The organism is Blautia sp. TF10-30 (assembly GCF_003481245.1).
In the GTDB taxonomy this organism is placed as follows: Bacteria; Bacillota; Clostridia; order Lachnospirales; family Lachnospiraceae; genus Fusicatenibacter; species Fusicatenibacter saccharivorans.
In genome coordinates this window covers 176234-197526 of record NZ_QUKM01000001.1, presented here as the reverse complement: position 1 = coordinate 197526, position 21293 = coordinate 176234, and the positions used below count along the sequence as shown (strand labels likewise).

Annotated in this window: 26 protein-coding genes; 23 read left to right on the top strand and 3 right to left on the bottom strand. The window is 49.4% G+C overall.

Annotated features, from left to right (window positions below; all coding sequences use genetic code 11):
- Positions 1 to 45 precede the first annotated feature (45 nt).
- The 5 genes from DXD02_RS00920 to DXD02_RS15545 are packed head-to-tail and all read left to right on the top strand — an operon-like array spanning position 46 to position 2376.
- Positions 46 to 522 carry an NUDIX hydrolase gene (locus DXD02_RS00920; RefSeq protein WP_117508996.1) on the top strand — a complete coding sequence of 159 codons (477 nt, stop codon included), beginning with the start codon at positions 46 to 48 and terminating at the stop codon, positions 520 to 522.
- Positions 506 to 835: a hypothetical protein gene (locus tag DXD02_RS00915; protein WP_022461899.1), complete on the top strand. Its 330-nt coding sequence runs from the start codon at positions 506 to 508 to the stop codon at positions 833 to 835. The genes DXD02_RS00920 and DXD02_RS00915 overlap by 17 nt, the downstream gene beginning before the upstream one ends.
- Positions 832 to 1815: a DUF2953 domain-containing protein gene (locus DXD02_RS00910; protein ID WP_118594755.1), complete on the top strand. Its 984-nt coding sequence runs from the start codon at positions 832 to 834 to the stop codon at positions 1813 to 1815. The genes DXD02_RS00915 and DXD02_RS00910 overlap by 4 nt, the downstream gene beginning before the upstream one ends.
- 3 nt (positions 1816 to 1818) lie before the next feature.
- Positions 1819 to 2223 (top strand): GerW family sporulation protein, encoded by a 405-nt coding sequence (locus tag DXD02_RS00905; RefSeq protein WP_022461897.1) that lies wholly within the window; start codon positions 1819 to 1821, stop codon positions 2221 to 2223.
- A 6-nt stretch (positions 2224 to 2229) separates the two neighbouring features.
- Entirely contained in the window at positions 2230 to 2376 is a 147-nt protein-coding gene (locus DXD02_RS15545) for a hypothetical protein (RefSeq protein ID WP_167622772.1), read from the top strand.
- A gap of 393 nt (positions 2377 to 2769) precedes the next feature.
- On the opposite strand, the gene rpmB is transcribed toward DXD02_RS15545, so the two are convergent.
- Positions 2770 to 2955, bottom strand: a complete 186-nt coding sequence (gene rpmB / locus DXD02_RS00900) for a 50S ribosomal protein L28 (RefSeq protein ID WP_022461896.1) — start codon at positions 2953 to 2955, stop codon at positions 2770 to 2772.
- A gap of 244 nt (positions 2956 to 3199) precedes the next feature.
- Between rpmB and DXD02_RS00895 the strand changes: the two genes are divergently transcribed.
- The 4 genes from DXD02_RS00895 (at position 3200) to DXD02_RS00880 (ending at position 8115) form a co-directional block, all read left to right on the top strand.
- Positions 3200 to 3556: an Asp23/Gls24 family envelope stress response protein gene (locus tag DXD02_RS00895; RefSeq protein WP_022461895.1), complete on the top strand. Its 357-nt coding sequence runs from the start codon at positions 3200 to 3202 to the stop codon at positions 3554 to 3556.
- A gap of 24 nt (positions 3557 to 3580) precedes the next feature.
- Entirely contained in the window at positions 3581 to 5260 is a 1680-nt protein-coding gene (locus tag DXD02_RS00890) for a DAK2 domain-containing protein (protein ID WP_055226532.1), read from the top strand.
- Positions 5261 to 5278: 18 nt separating this feature from the next.
- Positions 5279 to 7333, top strand: a complete 2055-nt coding sequence (gene recG, locus DXD02_RS00885) for an ATP-dependent DNA helicase RecG (RefSeq protein WP_117508994.1) — start codon at positions 5279 to 5281, stop codon at positions 7331 to 7333.
- Positions 7334 to 7596: 263 nt separating this feature from the next.
- Positions 7597 to 8115 (top strand): DUF6465 family protein, encoded by a 519-nt coding sequence (locus DXD02_RS00880; protein ID WP_055265199.1) that lies wholly within the window; start codon positions 7597 to 7599, stop codon positions 8113 to 8115.
- A 112-nt stretch (positions 8116 to 8227) separates the two neighbouring features.
- Here DXD02_RS00880 and DXD02_RS00875 read toward each other — a convergent pair whose 3' ends face one another.
- Positions 8228 to 8449, bottom strand: a complete 222-nt coding sequence (locus tag DXD02_RS00875; protein ID WP_022461891.1) for an alpha/beta-type small acid-soluble spore protein — start codon at positions 8447 to 8449, stop codon at positions 8228 to 8230.
- Between the two features lie 170 nt (positions 8450 to 8619).
- Between DXD02_RS00875 and DXD02_RS15925 the strand changes: the two genes are divergently transcribed.
- From DXD02_RS15925 to DXD02_RS00850, 5 genes are read left to right on the top strand one after another with little or no spacing between them, the layout of a single operon-like run.
- Complete coding sequence (locus DXD02_RS15925) at positions 8620 to 8745, top strand: hypothetical protein (protein ID WP_279220552.1); 126 nt, start codon at positions 8620 to 8622, stop codon at positions 8743 to 8745.
- Entirely contained in the window at positions 8745 to 9146 is a 402-nt protein-coding gene (locus tag DXD02_RS00865; RefSeq protein ID WP_022461890.1) for a methylglyoxal synthase, read from the top strand. Before DXD02_RS15925 ends, DXD02_RS00865 begins: the two co-directional genes overlap by 1 nt.
- A 40-nt stretch (positions 9147 to 9186) precedes the next feature.
- Positions 9187 to 9765: a 16S rRNA (guanine(966)-N(2))-methyltransferase RsmD gene (gene rsmD, locus DXD02_RS00860; RefSeq protein ID WP_022461889.1), complete on the top strand. Its 579-nt coding sequence runs from the start codon at positions 9187 to 9189 to the stop codon at positions 9763 to 9765.
- A complete protein-coding gene (gene coaD, locus DXD02_RS00855) occupies positions 9762 to 10274 on the top strand; it encodes a pantetheine-phosphate adenylyltransferase (RefSeq protein ID WP_055265195.1) in 513 nt (170 codons plus the stop codon). Before rsmD ends, coaD begins: the two co-directional genes overlap by 4 nt.
- Positions 10275 to 10285: 11 nt before the next feature.
- The gene (locus DXD02_RS00850) at positions 10286 to 10909 is read left to right on the top strand and encodes an ATPase (RefSeq protein ID WP_117801036.1); all 624 of its coding nucleotides are present in this window, start codon (positions 10286 to 10288) and stop codon (positions 10907 to 10909) included.
- Here DXD02_RS00850 and DXD02_RS00845 read toward each other — a convergent pair.
- The gene (locus DXD02_RS00845; RefSeq protein WP_055265191.1) at positions 10883 to 11833 is read right to left on the bottom strand and encodes a nucleoside recognition domain-containing protein; all 951 of its coding nucleotides are present in this window, start codon (positions 11831 to 11833) and stop codon (positions 10883 to 10885) included. The genes DXD02_RS00850 and DXD02_RS00845 overlap by 27 nt on opposite strands.
- Before the next feature lie 76 nt (positions 11834 to 11909).
- Between DXD02_RS00845 and DXD02_RS00840 the strand changes: the two genes are divergently transcribed.
- From DXD02_RS00840 to DXD02_RS00800, 9 genes are all read left to right on the top strand, one after another.
- Positions 11910 to 13370: an aminoacyl-histidine dipeptidase gene (locus DXD02_RS00840; RefSeq protein WP_117801042.1), complete on the top strand. Its 1461-nt coding sequence runs from the start codon at positions 11910 to 11912 to the stop codon at positions 13368 to 13370.
- Between the two features lie 158 nt (positions 13371 to 13528).
- Positions 13529 to 14341 carry a GTP pyrophosphokinase gene (locus DXD02_RS00835; protein ID WP_055218019.1) on the top strand — a complete coding sequence of 271 codons (813 nt, stop codon included), beginning with the start codon at positions 13529 to 13531 and terminating at the stop codon, positions 14339 to 14341.
- Between the two features lie 24 nt (positions 14342 to 14365).
- Complete coding sequence (locus tag DXD02_RS00830; RefSeq protein WP_118666332.1) at positions 14366 to 15739, top strand: RsmB/NOP family class I SAM-dependent RNA methyltransferase; 1374 nt, start codon at positions 14366 to 14368, stop codon at positions 15737 to 15739.
- Positions 15736 to 16494 carry a pseudouridine synthase gene (locus tag DXD02_RS00825; protein WP_117801045.1) on the top strand — a complete coding sequence of 253 codons (759 nt, stop codon included), beginning with the start codon at positions 15736 to 15738 and terminating at the stop codon, positions 16492 to 16494. Before DXD02_RS00830 ends, DXD02_RS00825 begins: the two co-directional genes overlap by 4 nt.
- A 3-nt stretch (positions 16495 to 16497) precedes the next feature.
- Positions 16498 to 18441 carry a YgiQ family radical SAM protein gene (locus DXD02_RS00820; protein WP_055226360.1) on the top strand — a complete coding sequence of 648 codons (1944 nt, stop codon included), beginning with the start codon at positions 16498 to 16500 and terminating at the stop codon, positions 18439 to 18441.
- 51 nt (positions 18442 to 18492) lie between these two features.
- Positions 18493 to 19110 carry a DUF4191 family protein gene (locus tag DXD02_RS00815; RefSeq protein WP_118666259.1) on the top strand — a complete coding sequence of 206 codons (618 nt, stop codon included), beginning with the start codon at positions 18493 to 18495 and terminating at the stop codon, positions 19108 to 19110.
- A 12-nt stretch (positions 19111 to 19122) separates the two neighbouring features.
- Positions 19123 to 20109 carry an RluA family pseudouridine synthase gene (locus DXD02_RS00810; protein ID WP_118666258.1) on the top strand — a complete coding sequence of 329 codons (987 nt, stop codon included), beginning with the start codon at positions 19123 to 19125 and terminating at the stop codon, positions 20107 to 20109.
- Positions 20106 to 20684: a signal peptidase I gene (gene lepB, locus DXD02_RS00805; RefSeq protein WP_022461878.1), complete on the top strand. Its 579-nt coding sequence runs from the start codon at positions 20106 to 20108 to the stop codon at positions 20682 to 20684. Before DXD02_RS00810 ends, lepB begins: the two co-directional genes overlap by 4 nt.
- Before the next feature lie 25 nt (positions 20685 to 20709).
- Positions 20710 to 21258 (top strand): Holliday junction resolvase RecU, encoded by a 549-nt coding sequence (locus DXD02_RS00800; RefSeq protein WP_117509155.1) that lies wholly within the window; start codon positions 20710 to 20712, stop codon positions 21256 to 21258.
- The last annotated feature ends 35 nt before the right edge of the window (positions 21259 to 21293 follow it).

Genomic DNA, 21293 nt, shown 5'->3' with positions numbered 1-21293 from the left:
AAGAGCTGTCAGGGAATGGAAAAAGCCAGAAGGAGCTTAAAACGTATGATCGAAGCAGTAAGCTGCGGAGGTATCGTAATCTACCGTGGAAAAATATTGACGCTTTACAAAAGCTACCGCAACAAATATGAAGGCTGGGTTCTGCCGAAAGGAACCGTTGAGCCGGGAGAAACCCATGAACAGACTGCTGTCCGCGAGGTATATGAGGAGTCCGGCGTACACGGCACCATCATCAAGTACGTGGGAAAAAGCCAGTACAGCTTCAGCATTCCGGAGGACACCGTGGAAAAAGAGGTGCACTGGTATCTGATGGTCTCATCCGGCTACTACAGCCGTCCACAGAGAGAAGAATACTTTGTGGATTCGGGCTATTACAAGTATCACGAAGCATATCATCTGCTGAAGTTTTCCAATGAACGGCAGATTCTGGAAAAGGCCTATCAGGAGTATCTGGAACTGAAGAGAGCAAATTTATGGAAGGTTCAGCCACAGGCTCAGGGAAAATATGGTAAACTGGTATAAAAATCTGTACGTCGGGGATACTGCAAAAAAGAAACAGAAAAAATGGATGCGCCGGATTGAGAACAAAAAAGCAGTTCCGGGAGTCTGGCTCCTCACACTGCCTTCCAATCAGCAGAACAATCTGGATGTAATTCCGGCGGATCTGCTTTTGCAGCCGGCCGTGCGGAGAAACTGTCCGATGATTGTCGGACTTGCCGTGTCGCGCGAGGAAGCTTTTGAGCTTGTGGAGGCGATCGCATTGGAAACTTATCGGGAAACCGGAGAAGTAAAAATCCGGGAATGGCTGCTGAACCGGATTGAGGGATGTGAATGATACATATACTATTCATGATTTTGAAGGCACTGGGGATTTTACTCCTTGTTTTACTGTTTCTCGTGCTTCTTATCGTCTGCACCGTCCTGTTTCTTCCTTTTTGCTACCGGGCGCAGGTTCTGAAAGAAGAAGAGGGATTTGCCTGCGTAAAAGCGAGCGGAAGAGTATCGTGGCTTTTCGGAGCTGTCGCGCTGACGGCCTCGTATGAGGAACAGAAGCCGGAGGCGCAGATTCTGCTTTTCGGGGCATCACTGGAAACATGGAAACGGCGGCTGAAAAAGATCCGCCGGGGAGAAGCGTCCGTGCCCCGGACGGAGGAAAATGAGACAGAAAATGCGCTGGAAGCAGAAAAAACAGCAGAGCAGAAAGCACCGGACCAGAAAGAAAAGCAGCAGAAGGTGACAGCACAGAAGGAGCAGCCAGAGCAAGAGCAGGAACCGGATGCGCCGAAAAAAAGCATTCTGGAACGGTTTTTCGGAAGGATCGAATATCTTCCGGAAAAACTGCTGAATCTTGCCAGCCGTCTGCTGCAGACAGCTTTCCGGCTGTTGGAACTTCCGTTCCGTCTGCTTGAAAAACTGGAGCAGAAAATCCAGGCAGGCAGACGGTTAAAAAGAAAGTGGGAGAGTGTGAAAAAATTCTTCCGTTCGAAGATGTTCCGTGAGGCGCTGCTCCATGCAAAGAAAGAAGTGCTTTATTTCCTGAAGAAAGCAGCACCGAAAAAAGTAACCGGCACAGTCCGGTTCGGATTTAACGATCCGGCACTGACCGGAGAGACACTCGGCATTCTGGGTATGATTTATGGAAAACTGCCGAAAGACCTTTCCATCCAGCCGGATTTCGAACAGGAAATTCTCCAGGGCGATGTCCGGATGAAAGGAAGTTTTCAGGCTGTGACAGCAGCCGGCATTGCACTTCGATTATTCCGGGATCAGAATCTTCGGAAAACCATACGACATTTCAAACACAAGGAGGCCTAAAAGATGGCAGAAAAGGACAACACATTTCAGAATACCGTAGAAGCACTGTTCCGCGGAATGGACAGTTTTATCACAACAAAGACGGTCGTAGGTGAGGCGATCCACATTGATGATACGATTCTTCTGCCGCTGGTAGACGTTTCCTTCGGCGTGGGAGCGGGTGCATTCGCAGAAAATGCAAAGAACAATGCAGGAGGCGGTATGGGCGGAAAAATTTCTCCGAGCGCCGTTCTTGTCATCAGCAAAAACGGAACGCGTCTGGTCAACATCAAAAACCAGGATGCTGTGACCAAAATCATTGACATGGCTCCGGATCTGATCAGCCGCTTTACCGGCAAAAAGGAAGAGGACGGGTATACCGCAGAGAAAGTAGAGCATATAATAAACCAAGAGGCGGATAAGGAGTAAGCTCGTTTGTGCAGAATTTTAGGTTTTCTGCTGTTTTGGATGGGGGTCGGGCTTCTCATCAGCCTGATGATCCGCAGCTCATTTCTTACGGTTCTTGCGGCCGCTCTGCTGCTGTGCGTGGGATATCATCTGTTCTGCAATACAGGGGAATAGTGAAAGATGCACAAAAAGATCGGAAATGAACTGGCTGATTTGTACAGAGAAATACTTGCAAAATGAAGAAAGCTGCGCTATAATAAGTCCATCTTAAATGAATCAGCCAACTATACTAATATCATAGATCAAGACGAGGGCGTCTTACCAGAATGAAAGTTTCGGTAGGATGCTCTTTTTCTTTTGCTAAGCATATGGATCGTTGGCAGGTTCAGCTTAAGAGACCACGCTATTTTTTTCTCCCTTTTAAAATATAAAAAATAGAGCACAACAGGGCATAAGCGAAAACTTATGTCCTGTTTGCTCTTCCCAGAACTTTTTTTAAAATCTTAATTCTATTTTTAAACAGCAAAAAAGCCTTCCCGGACTGGAAAGGCCTTTTAACCATTCAACTTATGCACGCTCTACTTTTCCGGATCTTAAGCAGGAAGTACATACGTACATTTTCTGCGGTACACCGTCAACTTTAACTTTGACAGATTTTACGTTAGATTTCCACATTTTATTGCTTCTTCTATGTGAATGACTTACGTTGTTTCCGAAATGAGCACCCTTCTCACAAATTGCACACTTTGCCATGATTGCACCTCCTTGACATACGTACTTGAGTCAAAACGCATTTTAGACTCACAACATAAGTCATTCTAACAGATCTATACCGGTTTTGCAAGTAAAAAATGAAAAAATTATATGAATTTTGAAGGTTTTTCATTTTAAACTTTCTTTTTTGCGGAAAAGCGGTTATAATGTATCGTAGAGTGGAGTCAGTTATTCCTGTCTCCATGTGTTTTGAATAGTATGATGGAATTGGAGGATACAAGGCATGAAAGGTCGTATGAATACAGGCTTGGGAGAAATCGTAATCAATCCGGATGTAATCGCCCTGTATGCGGGCAGCGTTGCTGTGGAGTGCTTCGGCATTGTCGGAATGGCAGCGGTAAACATGAAAGATGGACTGGTCAAACTTCTGAAAAAAGAGAGTCTGACACACGGAATCAATGTATCGATTTCGGAAAATAAAATTTCCCTGGATTTCCACGTGATTGTTTCTTACGGAGTCAGTATTTCTGCCGTAACAGATAACCTGATCAATAATGTGAAATACAAGGTGGAAGAGTTCACCGGAATGGAAATTGAAAAAATCAACATCCTGGTTGAAGGCGTTCGCGTCATCGACTGATGGTAATAGGAGGAAATGAAGAAAGTGGCTACAAATACAATTGATGCCGGCTTACTGGCAAAAATGTTTCTGGCTGGTGCAAAAAATCTGGAAGTAAAGAAAGAGTGGATCAATGAGCTGAACGTGTTCCCGGTACCGGACGGCGACACAGGTACCAACATGACGCTGACGATCATGTCCGCAGTCAAGGAAGTAAACTCACTCACAGAAGTGAACATGTACAACCTTTCCAAGGCAATCTCTTCCGGTTCTCTGCGCGGTGCCAGAGGTAACTCCGGCGTTATTCTTTCCCAGCTTCTTCGTGGCTTTACCAAGAAGATCCGCGATTATGAAGAGCTGAACGCAGAGATTCTTGCAGAGGCAATGGAAAAAGCAGTTGAGACTGCATACAAAGCCGTTATGAAGCCAAAAGAAGGTACCATCCTGACCGTGGCAAAGGGAGCAGCAGAGAAAGCAGCAGAGCTTGCACCGGAAAGCGAAGACCTGAACGCATTCATCGAGGACGTTCTCGCGCATGCAGAGTACGTGCTATCCCAGACACCAGAGATGCTGCCGGTATTAAAAGAGGCAGGCGTTGTGGATTCCGGCGGACAGGGTCTCTTAACCGTACTGCAGGGCGCATATGACGCGTTCCTCGGGAAAGAGATTGATCTGAATTTCGAGATGCCGGAAGCAAAGACAGAATTTGTCAGACCGTCCAAAGAGACAGAAAAAGAAATCAAATTCGGCTACTGCACCGAGTTTATCATTATGCTGGAAAACCCGCTTCCGGATGAAGAGGTTTATGCATTCAAAGATTTCCTGAACGGAATCGGAGATTCGATCGTTCTCGTTGCAGACGATGAGCTGGTTAAGGTACACGTACATACCAACGATCCTGGAAAAGCAATTTCCAAGGCGCTGACGTACGGACAGCTGACCAGAATGAAGATCGACAACATGCGTGAGGAGCATCAGGAGCGCCTGATCAAGAACGCAGAAAAGATCGCAGCACAGCAGGCAGAGGAAGATAAGAAGAGAAAAGAAGCAGCAAAACAGCCGCCGAAGGAGAACGGATTCATTGCCGTGTCCATCGGAGAGGGAATCAAAGAGATCTTCCAGGGACTCGGTGTTGATTACCTGATCGAGGGCGGTCAGACCATGAACCCGAGCACCGAGGATATGCTGACTGCAATTGAGAAGGTCAATGCAAAGAATATCTTTATTCTGCCGAACAACAAAAATATCATCCTCGCAGCAAATCAGGCAAAAGCCATGACTGAGGACAAAAATATCATCGTTGTTCCGACCAAAACCGTTCCGCAGGGCATCACAGCCATGATCAGCTATGTGCCGGAGAAATCTGCAGAAGAGAACGAGGAGGCCATGACAGAGGGCATCCAGATGGTGAAAACCGGTCAGGTAACGTACGCGGTACGTGATACCCACATCGATGAGAAAGAGATCCATCAGGGCGACATCATGGGACTTGGCGATCACGGACTTCTCGCTGTCGGACAGGATATTCTTACCGTTGCAGAAGAAACCATCCGCGCCATGGTCGATGAGGACAGCGAGCTGATCAGCATCTACTACGGTGAAGATATGAGTGAGGAAGATGCCGAAAGCCTTGGCGAAAAAATCGAGCAGGCATATCCGGACTGCGATGTGGAAGTAAACTATGGCGGACAGCCGATTTACTACTGTGTCGTTTCGGTTGAATAAGAGTAAGGAAAGAAAAATATGAATACGGAACCCCTGACAACACTGAAGGGGATCGGTGAAAAAACGGAGAAGCTGTTTGCAAAAGTAGGAATCTACAATTTGCAGCAGCTTCTGCATTATTATCCAAGAGATTATGACTGCTATGCAGAGCCGGTTCCCCTTCGCGAATGCAGACAAGAGGAAAAGAATGCGGTATACGGAAGAATTGTCCACAGTCCGTCGGTAAAAGGAAACCAGAGAAAGAGCGTCGTTGTCCTGGAACTCTACGAGGAGCCGGTGCGGCTGCAGCTTACCTGGTTTAATATGCCGTTTCTGCGGAGCACGCTGAAGAAAGGCAGTGTTTTTATCTTCCGCGGAAAGATACAGGAAAAATCAGGCCGTCTCGTGATGGAGCAGCCGGAAATCTTCACTCCTGCCGCATACCATGAGCTTCTGGCAAGTCTTCAGCCGGTTTATGGGCTGACAGCCGGTCTCACGAACAAGATGGTGAGCAAGGCCGTAGCACAGGTGCTGGAACGATGCGCACCTGCGCAGGACTATCTGCCGGAGAAAATCCGTGCCCGGTATGAACTCTGTGAAATCAATTATGCCCTCCATGAGGTTCATTTTCCAAAAGACCAGGAGCATCTGGCAACGGCGCGGCGCAGAATTGTGTTCGAAGAGTTTTTTCTCTTCATCCTGTCCCTGCGGCAGTTAAAAGAGCAGACGGAGGGAATTACCAATGTGTTCCCGATCCGCGCCGTCTGGAAGACGGAGGAAGTCATCGAAAATATGCCGTACCGTCTCACGAATGCACAGATGCGCGTGTGGGGCGAACTGGAGCGGGACTTAAAAGGCCATACCCGCATGGCGCGGCTGGTACAGGGAGATGTCGGAAGCGGAAAGACGATTCTGGCATTCCTTGCAATGATTATGACAGCTGAGAACGGCTACCAATCGGCGCTGATGGTTCCGACGGAGGTTCTGGCGCGGCAGCATTATGAATCGCTCTGCACTCTGTTGAAAGAAAACAATCTGACGGAATACAATCCCCGCCTTCTGACTGGATCCACGAAAGCAAAAGAACGCCGGGAAATCTATGCCAGTCTGGAAGACGGAAGCTGCAAAATGGTGATCGGCACACATGCACTGATTCAGGAAAAGGTACAGTACAAAAATCTGGCGCTTGTCATCACAGACGAACAGCACCGCTTCGGTGTCCGGCAGAGAACGGCACTTGCTGAAAAAGGGGAACCGCCGAATGTTCTCGTTATGAGTGCAACGCCGATTCCAAGAACCCTGGCTATCATTCTGTACGGAGATCTTTCGATTTCTGTGATTGATGAACTTCCGGCGAAGCGTCTGCCGATTAAAAACTGTGTGGTGGATACGTCTTACCGTCCAAAAGCTTACCGCTTTATCACGCGTCAGGTCGAACTGGGCCGTCAGGCGTATGTGATCTGCCCGATGGTGGAGGAGAGCGAGGGTCTGGAAGCGGAAAACGTCACCGACTATACACAGCTCCTGAAAAAAGAGCTGCCGGGCATCACAGTAGAGATGCTGCACGGACAGATGAAGGCGGCGCAGAAAAACGAGATCATGGAGCGGTTCGCCAGCGGAGAAATCCAGGTACTCGTCTCGACGACAGTCGTGGAGGTCGGTGTCAACGTGCCGAATGCGACGGTGATGATGGTGGAAAATGCCGAACGGTTCGGCCTTGCACAGCTCCATCAGCTCCGCGGACGTGTCGGAAGAGGAGAGCATCAGTCCTACTGTATTTTCATCCGCGGAAACAAAGATCAGGAGACCGCCAAACGTCTGGAAATCCTGAACCATTCGAACGACGGGTTTTATATTGCTTCGGAAGATTTGAAACTGCGCGGCAGCGGCGATCTGCTGGGAACGCGCCAGAGCGGGGATATGGAATTCCAGATGGCAGATATTTTCCGGGATGCCGATATCCTGCAGAAAGCGAGTGAGGCGGCTTCAGAACTGCTTGCCGACGATCCTTATTTTGAAAAACCGGAGCATGAACTGCTGAAAAAGGTAATGAAATCGTATCTTGATCTGGAAAACCACGACATTGGATTGTGAAAAATTACAAAAAAATCCGGCTTTAAAATGCAAAATCGGATAAAAGTAACAGCCTGATTGGATAGTACGGAAAATGACTGTACAATTTCGTGGAAAATTCGTGCGAAATCAGATATTACTTGAAATGCCAAAAAAATTCATGTATTATAAACAAGGAATCAAAAAATGTGCGGACCGTGAGTGTCAAGCGTTCGCCTGAATGATAGTTCGCAGGACGGCTCTTCCAAAATATACAGGGCCGGTCCAAATGGGAGGAAACAGATATGGTAAAGAAAAAACCAGCTGCCCAGGCTAAGACAGCAGAGAACGAGACAGTAAAAGTAGAGACCAAAGCAGCAGAAAAAACAACCGCAGCAGAGAAAGAAGCTGTAAAAGAAGTTGCAAAAGAAGTTGTAAAGGAAACTGCAGCAGCAGAGGAAGCACCTGCAAAAGCAGAAGAAAAACCGGCAGCAAAAGCTGCAAAAACAACCCGCACAACAGCAAAGAAAACAACGACAAAGAAAGCGGCTGCACCGAAAAAACCAGCAGCAGTGAAAAAGCCGGCAGAGAAAAAATCACCTGCAAAAGCAGCAAAGAAAGAAGCGGAGCAGGAGATGATTCTGCAGTTCGGCGGAAGAGAAATCAAGGAGAAAGATCTGTACGAGAGAATCCAGCAGATCTGGATCGAAGGATATGGCAAGAAAGCAGAAGAATTAAAGAGCCTGAAGGTTTATGTAAAACCGGAGGAATTTACTGCTTACTACGTAATCAATGATGATGTAACCGGAAGCATTGATCTGTAAGTATTATGTACCAGCTCTGCAGGAGCAAGAAAAAAGCGTGAGCTTTTCCGAAAAGAAAAGAGCTCACGCTTTTTGATGCCTGTTCCGGCATCAGGATGTTATACCGGGATGATTAGTACTGGCCAGAAGAACCGCCGGACATCTGGCGTTCCTGCTGCTCAATCATCTTTTTGACCATATAACCTCCGACAGAACCATTCTGTTTGGAAGTCAGGTTACCGTTGTAGCCATCACTGAGCGGCACGCCGAGTTCGCTTGCCACCTCAAATTTGAATTTGTCCAGAGCGCCTTTTGCTTCTGGTACTGCTGCGGTATTCGATGAACGATTCGCCATGTTCATTCCCTCCTTTATCTTTGTGCTTGTTAAAAGCTGCTGTGAAGCAGATCCGGATGTGTTTTTCATCTGTTCTGCTACGGTCATAGTATGTGGAAAGAAAACAAAAATAAACTTCCAGATTCTGTATTTTTTCCGGAAAAGCGGAGAAAGTAAAAGAAGAAGGAAAAATGGAACGGCAGAAAAAATATAAAAACTGTGTAAAAAATTCACAAAAAGAATTGCGTATTGAAAATAAATTTGTTATAATTGCTGTACATGGTAGTAAAAACAGGAGAAGGGGCGGTTTGCAGTAATGAATATTGGAATCATAGCACACAACAGCAAGAAGAGTCTGATCGAGGATTTCTGTATTGCATACAAGGGAATCCTCATGAAACATGAGGTGTACGCCACCGGAACCACCGGACGGCGGATTGAAGAGGTGACGAACCTTCATGTACACAAGTTTCTGCCTGGAAGCGTAGGCGGAGACAAACAGTTTACCGAGATGATTGAACGCGGCGATATGGATATGGTAATTTTCTTTTACAATCCGACGATGATCAATCCGAAAGAGCCGGATGTCTACAAAATTATCCGTACCTGCGACCAGTACAATATCCCGATTGCAACAAATATCGGAACTGCGGAGTCTCTGATTTTGGGACTTGCAAGAGGAGATTTGGACTGGAGAGAGCAGTTGAAAGCCGACTGATCCATCAAACAAAAACAGTAAGGACGAAAATAAGACCAACATGAGAGTAATAGCAGGAAAATGCCGGAGTCTTCCATTAAAGACGGTTCCCGGCAGACAGACCCGGCCGACGACGGACCGGATCAAAGAAACCTTATTTAATATGCTTCAGCCGTATCTGCCGGATGCGCGTTTTCTCGATTTGTTCGCCGGAAGCGGGGCGATCGGAATCGAGGCGTTGAGCCGCGGCGCCGAGCGCGCGTGGTTCGTAGAGCAGAACAAAGCTGCAGCAGACTGTATCCGGCAGAATTTAAAATTTACGAAGCTGGAACAGCAGGCAGTGCTCCTGCCCATGGAAGCGCATGCAGCTCTGCAGTCGCTTCAGGGACAGGAGCCTTTTGACTGCATTTTTATGGACCCGCCATACGATAAGGGACTGGAAAAGGATGTGCTGTATGCGTTCCGCGACGCCTCTTTTATCGGTGAGGATACCTTAATTATTGTAGAAGCATCGCTGAATACTGATTTCGACTGGGCGGAGGATGCCGGATACGAAATTCTGAAGAAAAAAATCTATAAGACAAATGTCCATGTATTCCTTACCCCGAAAAGCAAACACGAAGGAGTAAAAGAATCATGAAGACAGCCGTATACCCGGGAACTTTTGACCCTGTAACGTATGGTCATCTGGATGTTATCTTGCGTGCATCCAAGCTTTTTGACCGCGTAATCGTGGGAGTTTTACATAATTCCTCAAAATCTCCGTTGTTTTCTGTGGAAGAACGTGTTAATATACTAAAGAAAGCGACCCAGGACATTCCAAATGTCGAAGTCCGTTCTTTCAGCGGGCTCGCTGTTGATTTTGCGAAGGAATGCCAGGCGCATACGATCGTCCGCGGACTCCGCGCGATCACAGACTTTGAATATGAACTGCAGATGGCACAGACGAACCGCGTTCTGGAACCGGAAGTAGATACCACGTTTCTGATTACCTCGCTGGAGTATGCGTACCTCAGCTCCACGGTAGTAAAAGAAGTAGCTGCTTTTGGCGGCGACATTCACAAATTTGTTCCGGATTTTGTGGAAAAAGAAATCCGCGCAAAGTATGCCGCCCGAAATTCAGAAGGAATGCCGCAGGATAAAAGATAAGGAGAATTAAAATGAGCAGCAGAATTGAACAGATCATCGAAGAAATTGAGGAGTATGTAGAGAGCTGTAAATATCAGCCGCTGTCTACCACCAAAATCGTTGTAAATAAAGAAGAATTAGAAGAGCTTCTCCGTGAGCTCCGTCTGAAAACACCGGACGAGATCAAACGGTACCAGAAGATCATCAGCAACAAAGATGCGATTCTGGCAGATGCACAGAACAAGGCAGATGTCATCATTGCAGAGGCACAGGCAAAGGCAAGAGAGATGGTAGAGCAGAGTGAAGTGATGCAGTCAGCATACGCACAGGCAAATGAGACCGTCAACAATGCAAATCAGCAGGCACAGGAAATCCTGGATGCTGCAACCAACGATGCCAACAGCATCCGTCTCGGTGCCATCGGATATACCGATGATATGCTTGCCAACTTAAGCAATATTATGACGACTGCATTAAACGATGCAGGAGAGAAATACAACAGCTTTGTAGAATCCCTGACAAGCTGCTACAATACCGTTGTTCAGAACAGAAGTGAGCTCTCCCCGCAGGGTGCTCCGGAAGAAGAGCAGCCAGAGGAAGAAGTTGTCGTACCGGAATATGATCCGGCATCAGAAGAGGAAAGCGAAGAGGAATAAACCAAGCGTTCCTGCGAAAGCAGCACAGCAGAGCTTCCCGGCAAGATAAGGCCAGAGGGGCAGACCGCTGTTATGGATCATACAGTTTGTCTGGGCAGCGACAGAGAGACCGCCGAAGGCGGCGCAGGTAAGGATAGCAGAGACTTTTCCGGCGTAAGGAAGAGAGGACGCGGCAAGCTGTGCGATTCCCGTCGTGATTTCCAGCACGCCGCAGAGCAGGGGCGAGGCGGAACCAAACGGATGCAGATCCATCAGAAGTCCGGACAGAATGGAAAACAGGATGATGTATCCGCCAAGCTGTGTAATGATTTCAAATCCGTTCATGATAGAGGTGTCCAGCAGGTTTCCTTTGGAAGTCTGTTTTGACATCTCTTTTTTTTCCACGGAATGTGTCCGATGGGCGGTGTGCCGGTGCAGGCGGAAGCGGCGGAAAACAAGCCGGAACAGAAAACCAGTTAGAAAATTGGAACCGTAGAGTACGCCGAAGACGAACCCGGGATGGATCTGTCCGGAAAACGCAGTTAAGATAACATAGGAAGACAGAAAAGCAGGACTCGGACTGCTGCAGAAGGTTAAAAGATAGCACGCTTCGTTCCGGTCAATTTCTTCTGCCTCATAGAGCTGGGCAGTGATGCGCGCTCCCATGGGAAAACCGCAGAAAAGACCGAGAAAAAGTGCATAAAACCCAGCCGGGGAAAGACCGAAAACCGTTTGAAAAAAAACTTCTGCACGGGCAGAGATCCGCCGCGCGGCTCCTGTTTCCAGAAGAAGAGATGTCAGAATCAGAAACGGCAGAAGTGACGGAAGAATGGTATGAAACCAGAGATTGACACCCTCGCAGGCATAGAAAAAAGTCCGCGCGGGAAAGATAAGAAGACAGAAAAAAAGAAGCAGGGAAGAGAGAAATAAAAGTGATTTTTTCATGACGTTCGAACCTCCTCCCGCTTTCTAAAATAGAGTATGACGAAGCTTTGAAAAAAAGAAGATGGGAGAAGAAAAAATGAGCGTATTAGCAGGATTAAAACCGGAACGGGTATTTTATTATTTTGAAGAGCTCTGCCGCATTCCGCACGGCTCCGGAAACACAAAAGAAGTGAGCGACTATCTGGTTCAGTTTGCAAGGGACCATGAATTATCCTGGTATCAGGATGCGTCCAACAACGTGATCATCCGCCGCCCGGCATCGAAGGGATGTGAATTGGCTCCGACTGTGATTCTGCAGGGCCACTGCGATATGGTCTGCGAGAAGAAGCCGGGCAGCAGCCACGATTTTACGAAGGACGGCCTTGAGCTTCACATCGACGGCGATGAGATTTATGCCAGGGACACGACGCTTGGCGGAGACGACGGAATTGCCGTTGCCTATATGCTGGCTGTGCTGGAATCGGATGATCTGCAGCTTCCGGCCATCGAGGCACTGATTACGACGGATGAAGAGATCGGACTGCTCGGCGCAGCAGCATTAAACGGGAATGAATTAAAGGGAAGAACACTGTTAAATATGGATTCTGAAGAGGAAGGCATTCTCACCGTATCGTGCGCAGGCGGTATGACAGCCATGATGGATCTGCCGGTGCGCAGAAGCGAAGTGATGGGTGAGCAGATGGAAGTGACGATTTCCGGTCTTGCTGGTGGCCATTCCGGTACGGAAATCCACAAAAACCGTGCCAACTCCAACATTCTGGCGGGCCGTTTCCTGTACGAACTGGCAGGAAAGATGGATTATGCCCTGATCGAGCTGGAGGGCGGTTTAAAAGACAACGCCATTCCGCGGACAACCCGCATGCTTCTTGCCATCGACGGCGGAGAGAAAGAGATCTTAAAAGAGGAAGCATCACGCTTCACCGAAAATCTTTGCAGAGAGTACAGCGGAACAGATGACGGTATTAGCGTTACGGTAGAGAAAACAGGCGAGGGCGCTGCACCGGCGCTTCATCCGGTCAGCCTGCAGAAAACCGTCTTTTTCCTGATGAATCTTCCGAACGGGGTACAGAAGATGAGCGGCCAGATCCCGGGACTGGTGGAAACATCCCTGAACCTCGGTATTCTGAAATTAGAGCCGGATCACCTGCATGCGTGTGCGAGTGTGCGGAGCTCCGTGGGAAGTGCAAAAGAAGCCCTTTCCGACAAGCTGGAGTATCTGATCGGTTTCCTGGGCGGTGAGTTCCACGTAGAGGGCGCGTACCCGGCATGGGAGTATAAAGAGGATTCTGCCCTCCGCGATCTGATGGTGGTGGAATATGAAGCCATGTATGGACAGAAACCGGCAGTGGAAGCGATTCATGCCGGACTGGAATGCGGTCTGTTCTATGAAAAGCTTTCCGGTCTTGACTGTGTATCTTTCGGCCCGAACATGAAAGCAATCCACACGACCGAGGAGCGGCTTTCGATTTCCTCCGTGGAGAGAACGTATCAGTACCTGTGCCGCGTTCTGGAGCAGCTTTCGAAACGGCAGGCATAAAAAACTGCCCGTGTCTATTTCAAAAAAGTTTCTGAAAAACAGTCATAAAACAGAAAAGACAGGCATAAAGTAACAGGGTGGGGATTGAATTTCCAAAGCGTTTACCATCCGATAAGAAAAATGGCTGAAAGCAGGAGCAAAAAAGGAGATTAGGGGACATGGATATACTGTTATGGCATGAGATTCTGGAACCATACGAGCTGGCTGTCAAGGAATTACAGGTGAAATTCCGGCATCTGATCAAGGAGCACCACGGAAAAGGGCTGTACTCACCGATCGAGAGCGTGAGCGGCCGTGTGAAGAGTGTTTCCAGTATTCTGGAAAAAATGCAGAGAAAGGGCATTGTGCCCGAAGAGATGGAGGAGCAGGTGGAGGATATCGCGGGCATCCGCATCATCTGCCAGTTCGTTGAAGATATCGAAAAGGTTGCCGACCTGATCCAGAAGCGGTCGGATATTGAGATTAAGAGCGAGAAAGACTACATCCGCCACATGAAGGACAGCGGTTACCGGAGCTATCACCTCATTGTTTACTATACCGTGGAGACGATGAACGGCCCGAAGCGCATCCAGGTGGAAATCCAGATCCGCACGATGGCGATGGATTTCTGGGCGACGATTGAGCACTCGCTGCAGTACAAATATAAGGCAAACATTCCGGATCACATCCGGGAGCGCTTGAGTGCAGCTGCAAAGGCGATTATTGTGCTGGATAATGAGATGTCCTCTGTGCGGAGTGAGATTATGGATGCACAGAATTCCTCCCAGATACAGCGGAATCTGATCACGGATATCCTGAATAATATCGAGAATCTTTACAAGGTGACGAACAAACGCGAAGTAGAAAAAATTCAGGATGAGTTTTATCACATCTATGCGCAGAACGATCTGCAGGAGTTAAAACGGTTCCACAAAGAACTGGATCTGATTGCAGAGGGATACCGCGCACAGGCAATTACAGACGAACTTTAGAACAAAAGGGGATAAACGGATATGATCACACTGCCGGAAGCCTTTGAGCAGGAGATGAAACAGCTGCTCGGTGAGGAAGAATATGAGGCATACTGCAAGACATTTGACGAGGCGGTACATAGAGGACTGCGGGTAAACAACGGAAAAATTTCGACAGAAGAGTTTCTTAGGCGGACCGATATTCCGCTTAAGAAGGTTCCGTGGATCCCCAATGGATTTTATTACGATGAAGAGAGCTGCAATCCGGCAAAGGATGCCGATTACTATGCGGGCCTGTATTATCTGCAGGAGCCGAGTGCGATGACACCGGCATCCCGCCTTCCAATTGAGCCGGATGACCGTGTGCTCGATCTCTGTGCGGCACCGGGCGGAAAGGCAACGGAGCTGGGAAGCCGGATCGGTGAGGGCGGCATGCTGCTGGCAAACGATATCAGCAATTCGCGGGCGAAGGCGCTGCTGCGCAACCTGGAAATCCAGGGAGTGGGACGTCTTCTCGTGACGAGCGAGGATCCGGAAAAATTAGTAACCTTGTATCCGGCCTTTTTTGACAAGATCCTTCTTGACGCGCCGTGCTCTGGGGAGGGCATGTTCCGAAAAGAGAGCTCAATGCTGCGCTACTACAGTGAAAATGGGCCGGAGCATTATGTGCCGATCCAGAAAAAACTGATCGAGCAGGCGTATCAGATGCTTGCAGAGGGCGGAGAGCTGCTGTACTCTACCTGTACGTTTTCTGTAAAGGAGAACGAAGAGGTCATCGCAGGGCTGCTGGATGCGCATCCGGATATGGAAGTGCAGGAAATTACCCCGGGTTACGAAGGGTTTGCGCCGGGAGTATCCGTGAATGGCCGCGATCTTTCCCGGTGCGTTCATATTTTCCCGCAGCGGATGGAGGGAGAAGGCCATTTCGTGGCGCTCCTGAAAAAGCAGGGAGAGAGCCGGAAACGGCAGCCTTCCCGCCTTTTGGAAACGACAAAGAAGCTGCCGAAAGAGGCGGAAGAGTTTCTTGCTGGCGTGCGCATGGACTGGAAGAATGGTTCGTTTGCCCTTGTGAAAGACCAGCTCTATTTTCTGCCGGAAGGTGTCTGTGCGGCAAAGGGTCTGCGCTATCTGCGGACCGGACTTTCGCTTGGCACCATTAAGAAAAACCGCTTCGAGCCGTCCCAGGCGCTGGCGGCGTATCTGAAAAAAGAAGAATACGTTTCGTGTTTGACCATTCCCAAGGGAGATGACCGTGTCATGCGCTACTTAAAGGGTGAGACACTCTCGTTTTCCGAGGAAGAGTGTCAGGGGAAAAAGGACTGGGTGCTTGTGTGCCTGGATGATTTCCCACTTGGCTGGGGAAAAATAAACAACGGAACGTTAAAGAATAAATATTATGCAGGATGGCGGATGGTATGAGTAAATTACGACTCGATAAATATCTGGCGGACATGGGTGTGGGAACACGCCAGGAAGTAAAGGCCCTGGTCCGGAAGGGACGGGTGGCCGTAGACGGAATTACGGCAAAAGCCCCGGAACTGAAAGTCGACCCGGATGAAGCGCAGGTGACTGTGGACGGAAACAGCATTTCCTATGTGAAAATGGAATACTGGATGCTCCACAAACCGGCGGGTGTCGTCTCTGCGACGGAGGACCGCCGTGACCGGACCGTACTCGATCTTTTAAGTGGTGCGGCAAGAAAAGACCTCTTTCCGGTCGGACGGCTCGACAAGGACACCGAAGGGCTGCTGCTGATTACGAACGACGGAGCCCTTTCCCACCGGCTGCTCTCTCCGAAATCGCATGTCTCGAAAGTGTATGAGGCCGTGATTGACGGAAAAGTGACAGAAGAAGATCGGCAGGCATTTGCCGAAGGGCTCGACATTGGGGACGACAAACCGACACTTCCGGCCGAGCTTACCATTCTGGAAACGACAGAAAAAGAGCCTGGCATTTTTGAAAGCCGGATCCGCATTACCATCTGTGAGGGCCGCTTCCACCAGATCAAGCGCATGTTTGAGAAGGTCGGAAAAACGGTCGTCTATTTGAAACGGCTGTCGATGGGGAGCCTGGAACTTGATCCGGCGCTGCCAAAGGGCAGTGCCCGTCTCCTGACGCAGAAAGAAAAAGCGGCGCTTGGCATAGCGGACGCCGAAACACAGAAAGGAAAGTAAAGCATGCCTTTTTTACCAATTACAAGAGAAGAGATGAAGGAACGGGGAATCGAACAGTTTGACTTTGTCTATGTCATCGGAGATGCCTACGTGGACCATTCCTCGTTCGGACCGGCAATCATCAGCCGTGTGCTCGAGGCGAACGGCTATTCCGTCGGCATCATCTCACAGCCGGACTGGAAGGACGAGAACAGCATTTCGATTTTCGGTGAACCGCGTCTTGGCTTTCTTGTCTCTTCCGGAAATATGGATTCCATGGTCAACCATTATACCGTGGCGAAAAAGCACCGAAAAACAGATGCCTTTACGCCGGGCGGTGTCATGGGAAAACGGCCGGACCGCGCGGTTACCGTGTACGGCAATCTGATTCGGAGAACGTATAAACATACACCGATGATCCTCGGCGGCATCGAGGCATCGCTCCGGCGCCTTTCGCATTACGATTACTGGTCTGACCAGGTGCGCCGCTCCGTCCTTCTCGATTCCGGTGCGGATCTGATTTCGTACGGAATGGGAGAACTTTCGATCGTAGCGATTGCAGATGCACTTGCGGCTGGCATTGACGTTCATGATGTCACCTTTATTCCGGGAACCGTTTATCGGAGCAAAACGCTGGATCACCTGATTGACCCGGTGGTGCTGCCGTCATTCGAGGAGGTGCGGGAGAGCAAGCGGACGTATGCGGAGAGCTTTGCGATTCAGTATAAAAATACCGATGCCATCAATGCGAAGCCGATGGCAGAGCCGTATGAGGGCCAGGGCTACATTGTACAGAATCCGCCTTCCCGTCCTTTGACAGAGCAGGAGATGGATGATGTCTATGCGCTTCCATACATGCGCGCCTATCACCCAAGCTATGAAAAAGACGGCGGTGTGCCGGCGCTTGGGGAAATCAAATACAGTCTGACGAGCAACCGCGGCTGCTTTGGGTCCTGCAGTTTCTGCGCGCTGACGTTCCACGAGGGACGCGTTGTGCAGACAAGAAGCCACGAATCCATTCTGGCGGAAGCGCGGCAGATGGTTCAGGAAAAAGAATTTAAAGGCTATATTCACGATGTCGGCGGCCCGACGGCGGATTTCCGCGGTCCGGCATGCAAAAAGCAGCTCACCAAAGGCGCCTGCCCGAACCGGAACTGTCTCTTCCCGGAGCCGTGTAAAAATATGGTGGCAGATCACAGAGATTATGTGAAGCTGCTGCGGGAATTAAAAGACATTCCGGGCGTGAAGAAAGTCTTTATCCGCTCCGGCATCCGTTTTGACTATGTCCTGGCCGATAAAGACCAGACGTTCCTTTCCGAGCTGGTAAAGGATCACGTCAGCGGTCAGCTCCGCGTTGCGCCGGAGCACGTTTCGAACCGTGTGCTTTCCTATATGGGAAAACCGCGCCACGAAGTATATCAGGAATTTATCCGCCGCTTCGATGCGTGCAACAAAAAGACGGGGAAGCAGCAGTACGCACTTCCGTATTTTATGTCGTCCCATCCGGGGTGTGACTTGGAGGATGCGGTGGAGCTTGCCGAGTACATCCGCGATATGGGATTTATCCCGGAGCAGGCACAGGACTTCTATCCGACGCCTTCCACACTTTCCACCTGTATGTACTATACCGGTCTTGACCCGCGGACGATGGATCCGGTTTACGTGCCGAAATCGCCGCATGAGAAGGCGATGCAGCGTGCGCTGATTCAGTACCGGAATCCGGAGAACTATGAGCTCGTCTGCGAGGCACTGCGCCGGACACACCGGGAGGATCTGATCGGATTCGGACCGAAATGTCTCGTACGGCCGAGAAAGATGGCCGGGGAGGCAGGAAAACCGTCAAGAGGAAAAGGGTCCAACGGAAAAGGCTTTGGCCAGAAGACGGCGAATGACCGTTCCGGACAGGGAAAAGCCAAAACAGGCGGACGGCCGAAAAAGACGCTCCGCAACGTGCACAAAAAGAAATAAACACGCAGAAGATGAGCGGGGATCTTATCGAAGAAGGGAAATGACAGAAGAATGAAGATCAGAAAAGGGGATTACGGCTATATCCGCCGGGAAAAGAAAAAAAGACTGCTTGTGACACTGGGACTGTTCGTCCTTCCGGCCATCGTTTTTATTGTCGGACTTGTGCTTGCAGACGGAAACAAGAGCAACATTTTTACGGTTGTCGCCGTAGTAGGCTGTCTGCCGGGCTGCCGCGCCGCCGTCGGTTTTATCATGATGGTTATGCAAAAGCCAGTGGACAAAGCAGTGTACGATGCCATTGAGGCAAAAAAAGGAAAACTGCTGATGGGATATGAAATGTATATCACACAGGAAAAATCGAGTCTGATGATCGAAGCAGCGGCGTTCTGCGGTGAGGAGATCGCCTGCTACACCACGCGCGCCAAAGACCAGAAACAGATCGAGGACTGCACTACGTATCTGAACAAGATCATCCGTTTCAACGGCTACAAATGCCATGTGAAGATTTTTGATCGGGAAAAAGCATTTCTGGAGCGCCTCGATTCCCTGAACCGCAACTACGATGAGCTGGAAAAGAGCGCCAGTGAAAACTTCAAACCGGATGAGCGGTACCCGGATCTGTCCCGCACGGAACTGGTGAAACACACGATGCTGGCGCTGGCACTGTAGGAGACCATTGCTATGAGAGAACTGACCGTGACAGAAAAAGACTGCGCGCAGCAGCTCATCAAATATCTGTCCAAATATATGGAGGAGGCGCCAAAGAGTTTCTTCTATAAAATGCTGCGAAAGAAAAACATTGTGCTGAACCAGAAAAAGGCGGACGGCAGTGAAAAGCTGAAAACAGGCGATACGATCCGGCTGTATCTGGCGGAAGAGACCATCGAAAAATTTCGGAAAACACCGGAAAAACCGGCGGCTGGAATACAGGTAAAGTATCCGAAGCTGGATATCGTCTATGAAGACGAAAAAGTAATTTTCCTGAACAAGCCGGCAGGTGTCCTCTCACAGAAGGCGAAAGAGACGGATGTGAGCCTTACCGAAGCGCTCGGCGCCTATCTTTCGGAAAAAAATGCCGGGGAGGAGACCATGTTCCGCGCCGGACTCTGCAATCGTCTGGACCGGAACACCAGCGGTCTGATTCTTGCCGGAAAAACCGTTGCGGCGACGCAGCAGCTTTCAGAACTGATCGCAGAGCGGGCTGTTGGAAAATACTATCTGACGGTTGTAAAAGGAACCGTGACAGAGACAGAGCGGATACGCGGATATCTCACAAAAAATGAGAGGACAAACCGTGTTTCGATTCAGAGAGAGCAGCAGGGAGATGCTGTTTACATAGAAACCGCATACCGGCCGCTCTGTGCCGGAAGAGGCTGTACGCTGCTGGAGGTTGAGCTGGTGACCGGAAAGAGCCATCAGATCCGCAGCCATCTCGCGAGCATCGGTCATCCGCTTGCGGGAGATACGAAATACGGGGATGCGGAGTTTAACCGCCGCTTCCGGGAAAAATACGGACTGAAATACCAACTTCTCCATTCGTGGAAGGCGGTATTTCCAGAGCTTACGGGCACCTTATCGGATCTGTCCGGAAAAACCTTTACAGCGCCCCTGCCATCATCCGTGCGCCGGATTTTACAGGGAGAACATTTGACGGGAGAAGGATTATGAGCCGAAAAGACAACGAAAAGAAAGAAACAAAACCAAGAAAAACGGAGGAGACGAGCATCGGACGGGAAATCTGGGAATATGTAAAAATGATCGCCATTGTCGTGGCAGTCGTTGTTTTTGTGGAGCAGGTCATTGTCATCAACGCAAGAATCCCATCTCCTTCCATGGAAAACACGATTATGACCGGAGACCAGATCTTCGGTAACCGCCTTGCTTATGTAAAGAGCGATCCGCAGCGGTATGACATCGTTATTTTCTATTATCCGGACGACGAGAAGCAGAAGTTTATCAAGCGCGTTATCGGACTGCCGGGAGAGACGGTTACGATCCGCGACGGAAAGGTGTATATCAACGATTCCACCGAGCCGCTGCGCGATGATTTCTGCCCGGAAACACCGGTCGGCGATTTCGGACCGTATGAGGTGCCGGAGGGCTGCTACTTTATGCTCGGCGACAACCGGAACGTATCAAAGGATTCCCGCTACTGGCTGAATCCGTACGTAGAGAAAGACAAGATCATCGGCAAGGCCTTTCTGCGCTACTGGCCGCTGAACAAAATTTCTCTGATTGAATAAGAACAGAACGAAGACGAGGACAGGAATTATGGCATGGACATCGAGGGGACTCCGCGGATCAACGTTGGAGGAAATGATCAACCGCACAAACGAGCAGTACCGTGACAAGCATCTGGCACTGATCCAGAAGGTGCCGACGCCGATCACCCCGATCAAAATAGATAAGGAGAGCAGACACATCACGCTGGCTTATTTTGAAAAGAAGAGTACCGTTGATTACATCGGCGCTGTACAGGGCATTCCCGTCTGCTTCGATGCCAAAGAGTGCAAAACGGATTCCTTTCCGCTCGCAAACATCCACGAGCACCAGGTCACGTTTATGAAAGATTTCGAGCAGCAGGGGGGGATTTCCTTCCTGCTGCTGTATTTTACGGCGCGGGACGAATATTATTACCTGCGGTATGAGACGATGAAAACCTTCTGGGACCGCGGACAGAACGGCGGAAAGAAGCATTTTTCCTACACCGAGCTTGAAACGTCATTCTTCCTTCCCAGAACGGGAAGCAGCGTTCTCGTCCCGTACCTGAACGGAATCCAGAAGGATCTGGAGATACGGGATTCGAAAGCGGATTAAAATTTTGAGTTGACAGGGAAAATGTTTTCCGATAT

Excerpts from the sequence above, each read along its gene's own strand:
- DXD02_RS00920 (WP_117508996.1), top strand. The coding sequence starts at position 46 with ATGATCGAAGCAGTAAGCTGCGGAGGTATCGTAATCTACCGTGGAAAA.
- DXD02_RS00915 (WP_022461899.1), top strand. The coding sequence starts at position 506 with ATGGTAAACTGGTATAAAAATCTGTACGTCGGGGATACTGCAAAAAAG.
- DXD02_RS00910 (WP_118594755.1), top strand. The coding sequence starts at position 832 with ATGATACATATACTATTCATGATTTTGAAGGCACTGGGGATTTTACTC.
- DXD02_RS00905 (WP_022461897.1), top strand. The coding sequence starts at position 1,819 with ATGGCAGAAAAGGACAACACATTTCAGAATACCGTAGAAGCACTGTTC.
- rpmB (WP_022461896.1), bottom strand. The coding sequence starts at position 2,955 with ATGGCAAAGTGTGCAATTTGTGAGAAGGGTGCTCATTTCGGAAACAAC.
- DXD02_RS00895 (WP_022461895.1), top strand. The coding sequence starts at position 3,200 with ATGAAAGGTCGTATGAATACAGGCTTGGGAGAAATCGTAATCAATCCG.
- recG (WP_117508994.1), top strand. The coding sequence starts at position 5,279 with ATGAATACGGAACCCCTGACAACACTGAAGGGGATCGGTGAAAAAACG.
- DXD02_RS00880 (WP_055265199.1), top strand. The coding sequence starts at position 7,597 with ATGGTAAAGAAAAAACCAGCTGCCCAGGCTAAGACAGCAGAGAACGAG.
- DXD02_RS00875 (WP_022461891.1), bottom strand. The coding sequence starts at position 8,449 with ATGGCGAATCGTTCATCGAATACCGCAGCAGTACCAGAAGCAAAAGGC.
- DXD02_RS15925 (WP_279220552.1), top strand. The coding sequence starts at position 8,620 with ATGGAACGGCAGAAAAAATATAAAAACTGTGTAAAAAATTCACAAAAA.
- DXD02_RS00865 (WP_022461890.1), top strand. The coding sequence starts at position 8,745 with ATGAATATTGGAATCATAGCACACAACAGCAAGAAGAGTCTGATCGAG.
- rsmD (WP_022461889.1), top strand. The coding sequence starts at position 9,187 with ATGAGAGTAATAGCAGGAAAATGCCGGAGTCTTCCATTAAAGACGGTT.
- coaD (WP_055265195.1), top strand. The coding sequence starts at position 9,762 with ATGAAGACAGCCGTATACCCGGGAACTTTTGACCCTGTAACGTATGGT.
- DXD02_RS00850 (WP_117801036.1), top strand. The coding sequence starts at position 10,286 with ATGAGCAGCAGAATTGAACAGATCATCGAAGAAATTGAGGAGTATGTA.
- DXD02_RS00845 (WP_055265191.1), bottom strand. The coding sequence starts at position 11,833 with ATGAAAAAATCACTTTTATTTCTCTCTTCCCTGCTTCTTTTTTTCTGT.
- DXD02_RS00840 (WP_117801042.1), top strand. The coding sequence starts at position 11,910 with ATGAGCGTATTAGCAGGATTAAAACCGGAACGGGTATTTTATTATTTT.
- DXD02_RS00835 (WP_055218019.1), top strand. The coding sequence starts at position 13,529 with ATGGATATACTGTTATGGCATGAGATTCTGGAACCATACGAGCTGGCT.
- DXD02_RS00825 (WP_117801045.1), top strand. The coding sequence starts at position 15,736 with ATGAGTAAATTACGACTCGATAAATATCTGGCGGACATGGGTGTGGGA.
- DXD02_RS00820 (WP_055226360.1), top strand. The coding sequence starts at position 16,498 with ATGCCTTTTTTACCAATTACAAGAGAAGAGATGAAGGAACGGGGAATC.
- DXD02_RS00815 (WP_118666259.1), top strand. The coding sequence starts at position 18,493 with ATGAAGATCAGAAAAGGGGATTACGGCTATATCCGCCGGGAAAAGAAA.
- DXD02_RS00810 (WP_118666258.1), top strand. The coding sequence starts at position 19,123 with ATGAGAGAACTGACCGTGACAGAAAAAGACTGCGCGCAGCAGCTCATC.
- lepB (WP_022461878.1), top strand. The coding sequence starts at position 20,106 with ATGAGCCGAAAAGACAACGAAAAGAAAGAAACAAAACCAAGAAAAACG.